The organism is Bacillus sp. FSL K6-0268, assembly GCF_038005425.1.
Taxonomy (GTDB): Bacteria; Bacillota; Bacilli; order Bacillales; family Bacillaceae_G; genus Bacillus_A; species Bacillus_A thuringiensis_S.
The window spans coordinates 2,714,090-2,727,500 of the sequence record NZ_JBBOTF010000001.1; the positions used below are offsets into that span (position 1 = coordinate 2,714,090).

Consider the following 13,411-nt stretch of genomic DNA (forward strand, 5'->3'; position numbering starts at 1 on the left):
AATCAACCGCCTCCTACGAAAGTTACAATCTCAATTTGGTCTCCATCAAAAACAGATGTATCTGTATGATCATCTTTTTGTAAAATATCTTTATTACGCTCTACTACAACAATTCTGTTATCTAGCTCTAAATGTGTAAGTAGCTCGGCTACTGTTTTTACACTCTCTGGCACTTCAATTTGATTACCATTAATTTCCAAATTCAAACTTCCATCCCCTTTCTAAACCGTTTTAGAAAGCAATGAATCTAGCAAATGATTCTCTTGCTTTCCTTCTATTAAATCAGCCATATATTGGCCAGAAACAGGACTTAATAAAATACCGTTTCGATAATGGCCCGTGCAGGCATATAAACCTTTTATTTCTTCATGCTCTCCCATATAAGGAGCTTCATGATTCGATTGTGGTCTTAATCCTGCCCACGTGCTTTCCCATTCTGCTTCTTTTAAAGCTGGCAATATTGTATAAGCACGCTCTAATATAGAAGTTATACTTTCTGGCTGCACAGTTTTATTGAACGTATGTGGCTTCATTGTTGCCCCAATTACGTAACGTCCACCGCGCTTTGGAGTAATGTAAAATCTTTCTTGAAAAATAGGTGCTTTTAAAAGTTGTTTTCTACTTCTTACCGCAACCACTTCTCCTTTAACTGGATATGTACCCCAATCGCGGTGAAAATAACTGAGTAACTTCGTGCTCCATGAACCTCCTGCAATAACGACTTTCTCACATGTGACAATACCTTCACTTGTAATAACTCCAGTCACTTTATTATTTTCAATACGGATATCAAATACTTCTGTCTGTTCATATATATCAGCACCGGAAATCGCTGCAGAATGTGCGAATGCTTTCGTAAGCTCTGGTGCAATAACATGACCGTCTTTCGGATAATATACTGCTCCTATAATAGATTCGGATAGATATGGCTCTTTTTCCCGCACATGGTCTCCCGTTAGAAAATAAGAATCTTCACCTATTTTCTGCTGCCAATCCATAATGTGAAGAATTCTTTCCTTCTCATCTTCATTTTGAGCAATACGATAAATTCCTTTTTCTTCATATCCAATATCAATACCCGTCTTTTCACGTAAAACTGCTGCAAGTTGTGGAAATATAGCTCGGCTTTCTCTAGCAAGTTCAAATAGCGGATCATACGCATCCCATTCTGCTTGAACACCAAGTAAACCAGCAGCTGCTTTCGAAGCTTCCGATGCAATTTTTTGCTTCTCTACAATCGCTACTTTATGTCCTCTTTCTGCTAGAAAATGTGCAACTGAACTACCAATTACACCACCACCAATAATCGCTACATCATACTTCTCACACATGTTTTTCCGCCCACTTTCTTATTGATTCCTTATAAGACTTCGCTTTGCTATACGGGTTACTACTACTTAAAATTCCAGACATAACAGCAATTCCACTTACTTCACTTGCCAGAATATCCTTTGTATTCTCAGGAGTAATTCCTCCAATTGCTGTAATCGGTATAGATAAACACCTTGCAATGTCTGAAATTTCTTCAAGCCCTCTCGCTGGCACACCTTTTTTACAATCTGTCGGAAATACATGGCCATAAACGAGTGAATCCGCTCCATTTTTAAAAGCTACTATTGCTTCATCTAGCGAATGCACAGAATAACCGACATGCAAATACGAAAACTTTTCTTTCACTGACTTTACATCTGTACTTCGATATCCTAGTTGAACACGAGGAATATTTAATAAAATGGCGATATCAATTCGATCGTTTATGACAATTTTAGAAGCCGGAAAGCCCTCCATTAATAGACTTTCCACACCTTCATATAATTCCTTCGTACTCTTCTCACGCTCACGAATATGCAAATAATCAATCTCACTCTCAATTTGCATCGCTACATTCACTAACTCTTCGAATGGCATATGGCCATTTGAGATTACGTGGAGCTCATTTTTCATATTCATTCGCCTACTTTAAAATATTTTCGAATAGTTCATCGGCTGGGACGGTTTCTTTCGTCATTCCTTTGTCTTTCAGCCATTTATTTTGTTTTTCCCATGATTCTTTTGAATCTGATAAAAATGGCTCATCTTTCGTTTCCATCTTCTCTAATAAAATTTTCATACTTTCTTTTTCAACTTCTGGCACAAGCGGGAAGTTTTCTTTTTCTTGATGATTTAATAAAATATTTAATGCTTCATCTGGATTTTTCTTCATGAAATCATAGCCTTTTTTCGTACCACGTAAGAAGGCTTGCAACGCTTCTTTATCTTTTTTCAACGTTTTATCACCTGTTACAAATACAAGCTCATGATAATTCGGTACACCATAATCTGCTGGATTAAAGTACGCTGGTTCATGACCTTCATGACGCATAACAGGTACTTCATGGTTAATGTATGCCCCTGTTACCGCATCCACTTTTTTCGTAATTAATGCTGGTACTAAATCAAAGCCAACATCGACTACTTTCACTGTATCTGGATTACCACCAGCTTCTTTTACCATCGTTTTTAAATACATCTCACTTAAAGGTGTTCCAGAATATCCAACTGTTTTCCCCTCTAAATCTTTTGGCGATTGAATGCCTGCTGACTTCAGTGATACAACATGATTTAATGGGGAACGTACGACAGCTCCAATTGATTTCACTGGAATTTGTTCGTTTGCTTTTGCCATAACAACATCTGGTTGATAATATAAGCCAACCGTTACTTTTCCTGCAGCTGCTAAAGTTAATGGATCAGTCGGATTAGAAGGGAATTTAATATTCACCTTTACTCCTTCTTCTTTAAAATAGCCTTTTTCAATTGCTGCATAAATAAAGCTATGTACCGCATTTGGGTACCAATCAAGCATGACCGTTATTTCTTTTTCTTTTTTACTCTTATCTGATGCTGAATTACTAGAACATCCAGCAATCATTGCAACTAATAATGTAAACACAAAGATGCGTTTTAATAATTTCATGAATGCTTCCTCCAACTAATGAATTTCTTTTCTAATATCGAAATAAGGATGACGAAGAAAATAGCTAGTAATGATAACAATACAATGGGTGCAAATACACCTGCTCCGTCTAACTGTGTCATCATTCTTTTACTGAAATATCCTAACCCAGCTTGCGCACCGAGCCATTCGCCAATTGCTGCTCCGATAACACTAAGCGGAACTGCGATTTTTAAAGCTGAGAAAAAATAAGGAAGAGCAGACGGCAATTTTAATTTAAGAAAAACATCTTTTTTCGTTGCCCCGTATGTAACTAAAAGCTCTTCCCATTCTTTTTTCGTACTGCGTAGTCCATCATACGTATTGACCGCAATCGGGAAAAACGTAATTAAAACCGTAACAACGACTTTACTCCAAATCGTATATCCAAACCATAAAACGAAGAGCGGAGCAAGCGCTGTAATAGGAATCGTTTGTGAAGCGACTAATAATGGATAAAATGCTCTCTCCATCCAATTACTCGCGTTCATTAACATCGCTAGCCCTACCCCAAGTACGATAGAAATTGCCACACCTATTAAAACGACATATAATGTTGCCGGCAAATGAACCGTAAATAATATATCTTTTAGTTTCCATATCTTCATTACAATCGCAGACGGTGACGGTAAAATGTACATTTCATCTACGATCCTTGCGCCTACTTCCCAAAAGGCAAGTAAAATACTAGAAAGTGTAAGGGCAGGTAATAGCTCCTTCAACCGGTTCATCATACGAGTACCTGCCTTTGTAACATACTAAGAAGCTCATCTTTAAGCGCTAACACTTCAGGTTTATATAAATCTTTTCTTGTTCGATTACAATCAAGCGGTACAACCCTCTCGGTTAAAGTAGTTATCGGTTGCTGCTCTACTACTAAAATTCGATTAGAAAGAAACAACGCTTCTTCCACATCATGAGTGATAAATAAAATTGTTTTTTCCCACTCTTTCCATTGTTCAAACAGCCATTCTTGCAAAGATGCCTTCGTTAAAGCGTCCAACGCGCTAAACGGTTCATCTAACAACAATACCTCCCCACCTGTTAATAAAGTCCGAATAAAAGATACGCGTTGTCTCATACCACCAGATAAATCTTTCGGATATTTTGTCTCATACCCTTGTAAGCCAAATTTATGTAGCAGTTCCTTGGCCTTTATTTGTGCTTCTTTCTTCTGTACACCTTGACACTCTAGCGGCAGAGCAGCATTCTCAATAATCGTTCGCCACGGCAGGAGCATATCTTTTTGGGGCATATACCCTACAGGATGGCTCTTCGTTTCTGTCAGCTCTATCTGCCCAGTACTTACTTCTTCTAAACCTGTAATAAGGCGAAATAGAGTACTTTTCCCGCATCCACTCGGTCCGATAATACTTACAAACTCTTTATCTTGTATAGAAGCATTTAATTCATTGATGATTGGTTTCTCATCATAATGAAAAGAAACATTATGAAACTGTAGTATGTTCTTGCTCCTCAAATCCCCACATCTCCTTACGATAGGACATATCCCAGAATAAATATTCAAATCGACTGGAATATAGGAAAATCTCCTCTAATTGATCTAGCTCTTTTTCAGACTTTCCAACTGCCATTTCATTTAATAAATCGATTAACCAAATACAAAGGTTACCGTATTCTTCAGAACTATATCCTTGAATCCACTCACCAAAGAACTCATGATCTCTTGCTCCAGAAATATCATTTAAACGCTTTCCAATTTCCCAGTAGCTCCACATACATGGAAGAAGTGCTGCTATTAATTCCGCAAGTGTGCCATTTTGAGATACAGACATCATGTAATTTGTATAAGCCAAATTTTTAGCAGATGGCTTTGCAGACTCTATCTCCTCTATAGAAATTCCCAGTCTTTTTGCATATTGTTTATGGATTGTCATTTCTCCATTTAATATGCCATCAATTTGTTCAGCAAATTTCCCCATTACTTGTGGATTTGTTGCTTTTACAACACCAATCGCATATAGCTTTGCATAATCTAACAAATATAAATAATCTTGAATAATGTAATACTGAAACTTATCTTTTTCTAACGTGCCATCCCCCATACCTACTACAAACGGATGATTATGACTCATCTCCCAAACTGGTTGTACAGTTTCTAATAATCTATCGCAAAATTTCATTTCGCTATCCCCTTCCGGTATGTGTATTTAAATAAAAAACCACTTCTAAATAAGAAGTGGTTACAGCAAATAAAATTATAATTTATTCGTTGCTCCACTTCCCTTCGCTAGTATTACCTAGATCAGGTCTGTAAGGGTTAAGGATTATTCCTCTCTCAGCACAACAAGCACCCCTAGTGGTTTCAATATGAAATTTTTAAACAAAAAAGCCCCGTTTCTATACGCAAAGAAACGGGGACTTATTATTAGTGTCCGAATTGCTTCCCTACGCTAGCATAATCTAGATCAGGTAATGAAAAGGATCAAAGGCTTACGGCCTACTCTCAGCTGGCAACACCAGCTCTCCTAGCAAACTATGAAATTATCACTGTCAGTATAACATCGTAATAAGACATCATCAACTGTTTTAATTTTCTCAATTGTCAACAAAATAACAAAACTATATAATACTTATATTCTATCTTAGAAATTATTATCCTAATTAATTGGATAATAAGGAATCATTATCCTCAAAAAATTTATTTTTATATTGATTTCATATTACATTTATGTGAATACACCCACTATATTATATCTTTATACTATAATAAAATTACAACTATACAACTAGAGGAGGTCTCTATTATATGAATATGAAAGCTACTGCTTTAACAGCAACTACTGTAGCGATTGCTTCTTTACTTCCTTCTATGGGTGAAACAAATGTACAAAAAGCAAACGCTGAACAATTATCTAATATTAAAACTGGGTATGTCAAAGTCGATCAAGTAGCATTACATACAGAAGATAGCGTAAAAAGCACATCAATTGATACAATTCGCTTTAATACAAAAGTGAACATCCTTGAAATAACTAATGGTTGGTATAAAGTATCTGTTCATAATAAAGTAGGTTATGTACAAAAAGATGCTATTTTACTAAAAAACAAACTTCGATCTAATGATCAATACATCGTCAATGCTAATGCATTGAACGTTCGCTCCGAACCTAATTTAGAATCTTCCATTTTAGATGTATTACCAAATGGCAAGTTCATTACCGTTCAAGAAGATCAAGGCGAATGGTATAAAATATCACATAATGGCCAAACAGGTTACGTACAAAAAGCATTCATCTCTAATGGTTCACAGCCCTTAGTAAAAGGAATCACCGTTCAAAATAATACAAAATATACTGTTGCAACACCTAATCTGAATGTACGTAGCAACACTAGTACAAGTAGCGCTCTACTCGGTTCATTACAAAAAGGTACACAAGTACAAGTAGTAGAAACTGCAGGAACTTGGTATAAAATTCGTTTTGGCACAGGATACGGATATGTAGCAAAACACTATGTAGTACAAAATCAACCACAAGCCAAAACAGATCAGCCTTCATCTATTCCAGCTGCTTTCAAATTCCCTGCTCAAGGAAGAATTAGCTCAACCTTTGATATACGCTGGGAACAAATGCATTATGGTATAGATATTGCCGCTCCAGGGAACGTCTCTATCCAAGCTGCTGCTGCAGGTAAAGTTGTGAAATCTTATTATTCAGCTAGCTATGGCAATGTTGTTTTCATTGCGCATCAAATCAATGGGAAATTATATACAACTGTTTATGCTCATATGAAGGATCGCACTGTACAAGCTGGTGATCAAGTACAAACTGGACAATTAGTAGGTCATATGGGAAACACAGGTCATTCATACGGGCAACATCTTCATTTTGAATTACATAATGGAGAATGGAATTTTGAAAAAACAAATGCAGTAAATCCACTGCCATATTTAGTTAGGTAAGTTGTATGCCACGCAATATACCTCTTATAATTGAATACGTAGCCTTTTTAGGTTTAATCTGTTGTTTAATCATTTACAATACAAACATTGTATTTTTATCTATTATTATTGCTTTTGTTGCATTAGAAATTATGATGGAATCATTTCAAGTGCAACTAAAACAAAAAATTGCCCATATTTATAACGCTATATTTCTTTTGAGTGCTCTCATAACAAATATAATTAGTAATGGCTTTTATTTATCTACTGTATTTCCAATATTCTTTATGGCTGTTTTATTATTTGTAGCTAGATATATTAATGTCCCTTATAACCAAAAACAAGAACAAGAAGCTTAGAAAGAGGAGACACTGTGTACCAATCTTTCAAAGATACTCCAATAAAATACATATTGAATTTGTATAAGAAAGCCAATACTTTTTTTGGTATACAAGGAAGTTATACTGCACAACTTCTCCTATATGGAATGTTGTTTCTTGTCTTAATCACTTTCTCCTTGTTTTACTAACAAAAAAGGATCTCACATAAACTGGAGATCCTTTTTAATTTATATTAATTTTTCATATCGAAAATATTGTTTATCCACAAGCATATTTTTCATAAATAAAGCTCAGATTATATTTTTTCTCTAAGCTCATTCGTTGTTCGTCATCGCACCAATAGAAAAGAATATCATGAATCGTTGCGTAACGCTTATTTTTAAGAAATAGCCTAAAGAATGATGGTAAACAATCATGTAATTGTATAAATATATAATTGCGTAGTGTTTCTTCTTTATATTCAATGCCCTTACAAATATACAGTAATTCTTCACAATAATATGCATGCTGTGGAACTTGTATCATTTCGAAAAATGGCACATAAGATAGTAGCTTTCCAATAAAATGACCGTATCGATCCATTACTCCTAGCGTCATATGCTCCATCATTTCTTTCATCACATATAAATAATCATCTACATGAGTTGTCTTTAACGGGTCTAAGCGATCGGAAATTTGAGATAATACAGCTCTTTGACATGCTAAAACTGCCTGACTAGGTCCATAATATGATAGGAAATCTGTACACTTACGATATTTACGTAATAAATCATGTGTATATAAATCATATACGAAAGTATTACAATACATTGCTAAACTCATCATATCACTATTTAATTGCTCTTTTGATAATGATTTCGCTCTCTTGCACATATAAAAGAATGTAAACTCCAATACTTCTTTATGAGATAATAAATGTTTACAATCGGTTATACATTTCTCATTAAATTTAACTCTATCCCAAATTTCAATATCCCTATCTGTCAGTTCACCTATACGATATTTAATAATTAAATAGTTTAAAGCAACTGATTGCGTCAAAAGATCCCATGTTTCATATTCCAATGAAGTATGAACAAACTCAGCTAATCCTTGCGCTATCATAAAAGCATTTGCCTCTTCATACCAACCAATCTCTTGGCATAAGCGAAGAATACGCACTAAAGTTGGAATTTCATCTTTATGAAACTGCGGTAAATTCTTTACTTTATTCATGCCATATACGATAAATGCCGCTAAATTTTCTTCTTTATAAAATTCTTTCTCTTTCCATACTAATATAGTTCGTTCTTTCCCCTCACCTTTTGGGTGACAAGGTACAAGCAAAGAAAATAATTCAGCGAAATTATTTGGTTCTATATATGTATCTGTAACCAAATTCCAATTTGGATCGCCCTGTACAGCCTTCATATAATTCCCCTTCCCTTTTCATCTATGTAGGAAATATTAATTTAATATCGAACCATTAAAAATTAATATTGTTATATTCAAAATCTCTCATAATACTTATATCTATCAGTATATCATCTTTTCTCTTATTAAAAATTAAGAATAACAAATTTTAAAAAACTGTCGAAATTATTCACCATATACTTATTATATAATGCCTCAGATACATCACGCTAATATATTAGTTTAATCCATATATACTAGAATAATGCATCTGAACTTTATATATAATTTAGCTCTTTATGAGTGACCATTAAAATCTCGGTTAATTAAAATTTCAATTTATTCTGTATGCTCTGAGATTTCGCTCAAGGCAAATCCAGCTTGATCATCTGCCGATTCCCTTATAGCTAAATCTCCTAGTGCTAACATGCCAATAAGCTGACCACTATCAACTACTGGTAACCGTCTAATTTGATACTGTGCCATTAGCTCTGTAGCCTTTTCAATAGAATCATTTGGAGAAACTGAGATAATATTTGTTGTCATTACATTTGTAATTTTATTAGATCCAGGATGTTTTTCAGCAATCCCTCGAACAACTAAATCTCGATCAGTAACAAGCCCAACAACTTGCTCATTTTCAACAACAGGAATTAATCCAACCGATTCTTCCTTCATTTTTACAGCTGCCTCATATACATTGTCTAGTGGTGTACAATGTACAATATGGGTACTCATTAAGTCTCTAACTTGTGTCATTATTTATTTCCTCCTTTTTATACATACCATAGCTTTTCCAAAATTCCTTTATTTATTTCTGGAAAGTAACATTATAAAAAGGATTAACAAAATAAAAAAGAGCCAGCATAATGATGTGCACCCCAATTGTTAGACACAATTAACAATTGGAGGTGTATTTTTTTATGGGAAAGTTTTCTCCTAAAGAAAAGATACAGATAGTAAAACAATATTTTAATGGAATAGATGGTGGAAAAAGGCTTGCTAAATCTCTAGGGATTCATTCTAGTGTAATTTATCAGTGGATCAAACAATATGAGGCATTTGGAGAAAAAGCTTTTGAAAAACGCTATACAACTTATTCGCTTCAGTATAAACTAGATGTGCTTAAATATATGGATACGCAAGGGACATCTATTAGAGAAACAGCGGCAATTTTTAATATTTCCTCTCCTGAAATAATTCGTAGATGGAAAGTAGCTTATGATTCAAATGGTGTGGATGCCCTACGTTCAAAGCGGAAGGGACGTCCAGCTATGAAAAATAAGAAGGTTAAGGTGCAACCCAAAAAAGATACAGTGCTAGTTGAGGGGTCTATAGAAGCACTACAAGCAGAAAATGAACTTTTACGTATGGAAAATGATTATTTAAAAAAGTTAAATGCCTTAGTTCAGAAAAAGAACAAATCATAGATCAAGACAGAGCACAGGTAATTTATGAATTAAGGCACGAATACAAAATCATCGATCTTGTGAAAATCGCTGGTATTGCCCGCAGTACGTACTATTACTGGATTAAACAAATGGAACGTCCAGATAAATATAAGAACATTAAAGAATTAATCCAAGAGATTTTTGAAGAGAATTATGGTAGATACGGTTATCGTCGTATCACATTAGAATTACGTAACCGTGGATATATATTAAACCATAAAACAGTTCGTCGTTTAATGAATATTATTGGATTAAAATGCATGGTTCGTATAAAAAAATACCGTTCATATAAGGGAGAAGTAGGGAAATTCGCAAAGAATATTTTGAAGCGTGAATTTAATGCATCTAAGCCTAATGAAAAGTGGGTAACAGATGTCACTGAATTTCATCTCCATGGTAAAAAACTATATTTATCTCCTGTTTTAGACTTATATAACGGGGAGATTATAGCTTACAATATAGAAAATAAACCTGTGTATTCACTTGTATCAAAAATGCTTAATAAAGCCTTTACACGCTTAAATGATGGAGAAACTCCTATTCTTCATTCAGATCAAGGATGGCATTATCAGATGAAGATATATCAACAATCACTAAAAAAACATAAGGTTATCCAAAGTATGTCCCGTAAGGGAAACTGTTTGGACAATGCAGTCATAGAAAACTTCTTTGGCTTATTAAAATCTGAATTATTCTATCTTAAAGATTTTGAAAGTATGGAGCATTTTAAGATAGAATTAGAGAATTATATTCATTATTATAATCACAAAAGAATTAAAGTGAAGTTAAATGGAATGAGTCCAGTACAATACCGGACTCACATCCAATCAGTCGCTTAACTTCTTTGTCTAACTTTTTGGGGTCAGTTCATAATGCTGACTCTTTTTTGTATGACCCGTACGGGATTCGAACCCGTGTTACCGCCGTGAAAGGGCGGTGTCTTAACCACTTGACCAACGGGCCATGGCTCCGCAGGTAGGACTCGAACCTACGACCGATCGGTTAACAGCCGATAGCTCTACCACTGAGCTACTGCGGAATAATATATGGTGGGCCTAAATGGACTCGAACCATCGACCTCACGCTTATCAGGCGTGCGCTCTAACCAGCTGAGCTATAGGCCCATATACTTACAGGGGCAGTAGGAATCGAACCCACACTGGAGGTTTTGGAGACCTCAGTTCTACCTTTAAACTATGCCCCTAAATGATGCCGGCTAGAGGACTTGAACCCCCAACCTACTGATTACAAGTCAGTTGCTCTACCAATTGAGCTAAGCCGGCATAAAAAAAATGGTGGCTCGGGACGGAATCGAACCGCCGACACGAGGATTTTCAGTCCTCTGCTCTACCGACTGAGCTACCGAGCCAACATAAATGGCGGTCCCGACCGGGGTCGAACCGGCGATCTCCTGCGTGACAGGCAGGCATGTTAACCACTACACCACGGGACCATTTGGTTGCGGGGACAGGATTTGAACCTGCGACCTTCGGGTTATGAGCCCGACGAGCTACCGTACTGCTCCACCCCGCGACAATATTAAATTTAAAAAATGGAGGAGGTAGAGGGATTCGAACCCCCGCGCGACTCTCGCCGCCTGTCGGTTTTCAAGACCGATCCCTTCAGCCGAACTTGGGTATACCTCCATGAAGGAAAAATAAATATTTTATTATTATATGTCTAAACCATTTAAAAGAAAATGGAGGAGGTAGAGGGATTCGAACCCCCGCGCGATTCTCACCGCCTGTCGGTTTTCAAGACCGATCCCTTCAGCCGAACTTGGGTATACCTCCGAGACATATATTAAATAAAGTGGAGCCTAGCGGGATCGAACCGCTGACCTCCTGCGTGCAAGGCAGGCGCTCTCCCAGCTGAGCTAAGGCCCCATGTTTTTTGGAATATCGGGAAGACAGGATTTGAACCTGCGACCCCCTGGTCCCAAACCAGGTGCTCTACCAAGCTGAGCCACTTCCCGTTAATAAAAGCGCGCCCGAGAGGAGTCGAACCCCTAACCTCTTGATCCGTAGTCAAACGCTCTATCCAATTGAGCTACGGGCGCATATGGTGCCGAGGGCGGGGGTCGAACCCGCACGGTGGTCACCCACCGCAGGATTTTAAGTCCTGTGCGTCTGCCTGTTCCGCCACCCCGGCATGTCATATTGAAAATTGGAGCGGAAGACGGGATTCGAACCCGCGACCCCAACCTTGGCAAGGTTGTATTCTACCACTGAACTACTTCCGCAAGACATGTATGAGTTATTTTATTAAAAGTGCGGGTGAAGGGAGTCGAACCCCCACGCCAAAGGCGCTAGATCCTAAGTCTAGTGCGTCTGCCAATTCCGCCACACCCGCATGTTTTATTAAAAATGGTGAGCCATGAAGGATTCGAACCTTCGACCCTCTGATTAAAAGTCAGATGCTCTACCAACTGAGCTAATGGCTCTTAATGGCTGGGCTAGCTGGATTCGAACCAGCGCATGACGGAGTCAAAGTCCGTTGCCTTACCGCTTGGCTATAGCCCAATAATTAAGAATGGTGGAGGGGGGCAGATTCGAACTGCCGAACCCGAAGGAGCGGATTTACAGTCCGCCGCGTTTAGCCACTTCGCTACCCCTCCGACATATATGGTGGAGGATGACGGGATCGAACCGCCGACCCCCTGCTTGTAAGGCAGGTGCTCTCCCAGCTGAGCTAATCCTCCATTTTGCCTGGCAACGTCCTACTCTCACAGGGACAAGGTCCCAACTACCATCGGCGCTAGAGAGCTTAACTTCCGTGTTCGGTATGGGAACGGGTGTGACCTCTCTGCCATCATTACCAGACTGTATTCATTTAAGACAAGAATCATTTTAACTTATTTACTTTTGAAAGTCAACAAGTTTTTATATTCTTTCAAAACTAGATAACATTGCTTCATATTATATGGTTAAGTCCTCGATCTATTAGTATTCGTCAGCTCCACATGTCACCATGCTTCCACCTCGAACCTATCAACCTGATCATCTTTCAGGGATCTTACTAGCTTACGCTATGGGAAATCTCATCTTGAGGGGGGCTTCATGCTTAGATGCTTTCAGCACTTATCCCTTCCGCACATAGCTACCCAGCTATGCCCTTGGCAGAACAACTGGTACACCAGCGGTGCGTCCATCCCGGTCCTCTCGTACTAAGGACAGCTCCTCTCAAATTTCCTACGCCCACGACGGATAGGGACCGAACTGTCTCACGACGTTCTGAACCCAGCTCGCGTACCGCTTTAATGGGCGAACAGCCCAACCCTTGGGACCGACTACAGCCCCAGGATGCGATGAGCCGACATCGAGGTGCCAAACCTCCCCGTCGATGTGGA

Annotated in this window: 12 protein-coding genes, 20 tRNA genes, 2 rRNA genes and 2 riboswitches (1 of these 36 only partly in view); of the genes, 3 read left to right on the plus strand and 31 right to left on the minus strand. The window is 37.7% G+C overall.

The annotated features are described in order from the left end of the window. Positions 1-2 precede the first annotated feature (2 nt). The 7 genes from thiS to tenA are packed head-to-tail and all read right to left on the minus strand — an operon-like array spanning position 3 to position 5,118. Positions 3-206 (minus strand): sulfur carrier protein ThiS, encoded by a 204-nt coding sequence (gene thiS / locus MHI28_RS14025; protein ID WP_086413674.1) that lies wholly within the window; start codon positions 204-206, stop codon positions 3-5. 15 nt (positions 207-221) lie between these two features. Continuing rightward, entirely contained in the window at positions 222-1,331 is a 1,110-nt protein-coding gene (thiO, locus tag MHI28_RS14030) for a glycine oxidase ThiO (RefSeq protein ID WP_000333297.1), read from the minus strand. Beyond that, positions 1,324-1,944: a thiazole tautomerase TenI gene (gene tenI / locus MHI28_RS14035; RefSeq protein ID WP_000787168.1), complete on the minus strand. Its 621-nt coding sequence runs from the start codon at positions 1,942-1,944 to the stop codon at positions 1,324-1,326. Before tenI ends, thiO begins: the two co-directional genes overlap by 8 nt. A gap of 10 nt (positions 1,945-1,954) precedes the next feature. After that, entirely contained in the window at positions 1,955-2,956 is a 1,002-nt protein-coding gene (locus tag MHI28_RS14040; protein WP_000771336.1) for an ABC transporter substrate-binding protein, read from the minus strand. Continuing rightward, the gene (locus tag MHI28_RS14045; protein ID WP_002162925.1) at positions 2,953-3,705 is read right to left on the minus strand and encodes an ABC transporter permease; all 753 of its coding nucleotides are present in this window, start codon (positions 3,703-3,705) and stop codon (positions 2,953-2,955) included. The genes MHI28_RS14040 and MHI28_RS14045 overlap by 4 nt, the downstream gene beginning before the upstream one ends. After that, positions 3,705-4,454, minus strand: a complete 750-nt coding sequence (locus MHI28_RS14050) for an ABC transporter ATP-binding protein (protein ID WP_001256821.1) — start codon at positions 4,452-4,454, stop codon at positions 3,705-3,707. The genes MHI28_RS14045 and MHI28_RS14050 overlap by 1 nt, the downstream gene beginning before the upstream one ends. Continuing rightward, positions 4,423-5,118, minus strand: coding sequence for a thiaminase II (gene tenA, locus MHI28_RS14055; protein WP_000666835.1), 696 nt, complete (start codon positions 5,116-5,118; stop codon positions 4,423-4,425). The genes MHI28_RS14050 and tenA overlap by 32 nt, the downstream gene beginning before the upstream one ends. An 82-nt stretch (positions 5,119-5,200) precedes the next feature. After that, positions 5,201-5,303, minus strand: a riboswitch (TPP riboswitch). 60 nt (positions 5,304-5,363) lie between these two features. Beyond that, positions 5,364-5,475, minus strand: a riboswitch (TPP riboswitch). Between the two features lie 269 nt (positions 5,476-5,744). Here tenA and MHI28_RS14060 point away from each other — a divergent pair. Together MHI28_RS14060 and MHI28_RS14065 are read left to right on the plus strand one after the other, a co-directional pair. Next, positions 5,745-6,899: an SH3 domain-containing protein gene (locus MHI28_RS14060; protein ID WP_001056038.1), complete on the plus strand. Its 1,155-nt coding sequence runs from the start codon at positions 5,745-5,747 to the stop codon at positions 6,897-6,899. A gap of 5 nt (positions 6,900-6,904) precedes the next feature. Beyond that, positions 6,905-7,237, plus strand: coding sequence for a hypothetical protein (locus MHI28_RS14065; protein ID WP_001137820.1), 333 nt, complete (start codon positions 6,905-6,907; stop codon positions 7,235-7,237). Between the two features lie 240 nt (positions 7,238-7,477). Here MHI28_RS14065 and MHI28_RS14070 read toward each other — a convergent pair whose 3' ends face one another. Both MHI28_RS14070 and MHI28_RS14075 read right to left on the minus strand, forming a co-directional pair. Then, positions 7,478-8,629 (minus strand): DUF3965 domain-containing protein, encoded by a 1,152-nt coding sequence (locus MHI28_RS14070; protein WP_000648916.1) that lies wholly within the window; start codon positions 8,627-8,629, stop codon positions 7,478-7,480. A gap of 321 nt (positions 8,630-8,950) precedes the next feature. Next, positions 8,951-9,370: a CBS domain-containing protein gene (locus MHI28_RS14075; RefSeq protein ID WP_000195542.1), complete on the minus strand. Its 420-nt coding sequence runs from the start codon at positions 9,368-9,370 to the stop codon at positions 8,951-8,953. Between the two features lie 164 nt (positions 9,371-9,534). Here MHI28_RS14075 and MHI28_RS14080 point away from each other — a divergent pair. Beyond that, positions 9,535-10,901 (plus strand): IS3 family transposase gene (locus MHI28_RS14080; RefSeq protein ID WP_327947199.1). Its coding sequence is split into 2 segments (ribosomal slippage): positions 9,535-9,997 and positions 9,997-10,901, totalling 1,368 coding nucleotides; the frame shifts between segments, so codons are not numbered across the junction. Between the two features lie 52 nt (positions 10,902-10,953). Here the strand turns inward: MHI28_RS14080 and MHI28_RS14085 are convergent. From MHI28_RS14085 to MHI28_RS14190, 22 genes are all read right to left on the minus strand, one after another. Next, positions 10,954-11,025, minus strand: a tRNA-Glu gene (locus MHI28_RS14085). 1 nt (position 11,026) lies between these two features. Next, a tRNA-Asn gene (locus MHI28_RS14090) sits at positions 11,027-11,101 on the minus strand. An 8-nt stretch (positions 11,102-11,109) separates the two neighbouring features. Further along, positions 11,110-11,186, minus strand: a tRNA-Ile gene (locus MHI28_RS14095). A gap of 9 nt (positions 11,187-11,195) precedes the next feature. Then, positions 11,196-11,266, minus strand: a tRNA-Trp gene (locus MHI28_RS14100). Positions 11,267-11,272: 6 nt separating this feature from the next. Continuing rightward, positions 11,273-11,345: transfer RNA gene (locus tag MHI28_RS14105), tRNA-Thr, on the minus strand. A 10-nt stretch (positions 11,346-11,355) separates the two neighbouring features. Next, positions 11,356-11,431 (minus strand) — tRNA-Phe (locus MHI28_RS14110). Between the two features lie 8 nt (positions 11,432-11,439). Beyond that, a tRNA-Asp gene (locus MHI28_RS14115) sits at positions 11,440-11,515 on the minus strand. Positions 11,516-11,518: 3 nt separating this feature from the next. Further along, positions 11,519-11,595, minus strand: a tRNA-Met gene (locus tag MHI28_RS14120). Positions 11,596-11,615: 20 nt separating this feature from the next. Continuing rightward, positions 11,616-11,708, minus strand: a tRNA-Ser gene (locus tag MHI28_RS14125). A gap of 54 nt (positions 11,709-11,762) precedes the next feature. Continuing rightward, positions 11,763-11,855: transfer RNA gene (locus tag MHI28_RS14130), tRNA-Ser, on the minus strand. Between the two features lie 20 nt (positions 11,856-11,875). Beyond that, positions 11,876-11,948: transfer RNA gene (locus MHI28_RS14135), tRNA-Ala, on the minus strand. A gap of 15 nt (positions 11,949-11,963) precedes the next feature. Next, positions 11,964-12,037: transfer RNA gene (locus MHI28_RS14140), tRNA-Pro, on the minus strand. A 10-nt stretch (positions 12,038-12,047) separates the two neighbouring features. After that, positions 12,048-12,121: transfer RNA gene (locus MHI28_RS14145), tRNA-Arg, on the minus strand. A 3-nt stretch (positions 12,122-12,124) separates the two neighbouring features. Further along, positions 12,125-12,213: transfer RNA gene (locus MHI28_RS14150), tRNA-Leu, on the minus strand. A gap of 16 nt (positions 12,214-12,229) precedes the next feature. Further along, positions 12,230-12,304 (minus strand) — tRNA-Gly (locus MHI28_RS14155). 29 nt (positions 12,305-12,333) lie between these two features. After that, positions 12,334-12,414 (minus strand) — tRNA-Leu (locus MHI28_RS14160). A gap of 15 nt (positions 12,415-12,429) precedes the next feature. Beyond that, positions 12,430-12,505, minus strand: a tRNA-Lys gene (locus MHI28_RS14165). Between the two features lie 4 nt (positions 12,506-12,509). Further along, a tRNA-Gln gene (locus tag MHI28_RS14170) sits at positions 12,510-12,584 on the minus strand. 11 nt (positions 12,585-12,595) lie between these two features. Beyond that, positions 12,596-12,679, minus strand: a tRNA-Tyr gene (locus MHI28_RS14175). Between the two features lie 8 nt (positions 12,680-12,687). Then, positions 12,688-12,763 (minus strand) — tRNA-Val (locus tag MHI28_RS14180). Between the two features lie 5 nt (positions 12,764-12,768). After that, positions 12,769-12,884: ribosomal RNA gene (gene rrf / locus MHI28_RS14185) — 5S ribosomal RNA — on the minus strand. Between the two features lie 100 nt (positions 12,885-12,984). Continuing rightward, positions 12,985-13,411: ribosomal RNA gene (locus MHI28_RS14190) — 23S ribosomal RNA — on the minus strand; it runs 2,495 nt beyond the window's last position.

Coding starts and splice junctions, on each gene's coding strand:
- thiO (WP_000333297.1), bottom strand. CDS start 1,331: ATGTGTGAGAAGTATGATGTAGCGATTATTGGTGGTGGTGTAATTGGT.
- tenI (WP_000787168.1), bottom strand. CDS start 1,944: ATGAAAAATGAGCTCCACGTAATCTCAAATGGCCATATGCCATTCGAA.
- MHI28_RS14040 (WP_000771336.1), bottom strand. CDS start 2,956: ATGAAATTATTAAAACGCATCTTTGTGTTTACATTATTAGTTGCAATG.
- MHI28_RS14045 (WP_002162925.1), bottom strand. CDS start 3,705: ATGAACCGGTTGAAGGAGCTATTACCTGCCCTTACACTTTCTAGTATT.
- tenA (WP_000666835.1), bottom strand. CDS start 5,118: ATGAAATTTTGCGATAGATTATTAGAAACTGTACAACCAGTTTGGGAG.
- MHI28_RS14060 (WP_001056038.1), top strand. CDS start 5,745: ATGAATATGAAAGCTACTGCTTTAACAGCAACTACTGTAGCGATTGCT.
- MHI28_RS14065 (WP_001137820.1), top strand. CDS start 6,905: ATGCCACGCAATATACCTCTTATAATTGAATACGTAGCCTTTTTAGGT.
- MHI28_RS14070 (WP_000648916.1), bottom strand. CDS start 8,629: ATGAAGGCTGTACAGGGCGATCCAAATTGGAATTTGGTTACAGATACA.
- MHI28_RS14075 (WP_000195542.1), bottom strand. CDS start 9,370: ATGACACAAGTTAGAGACTTAATGAGTACCCATATTGTACATTGTACA.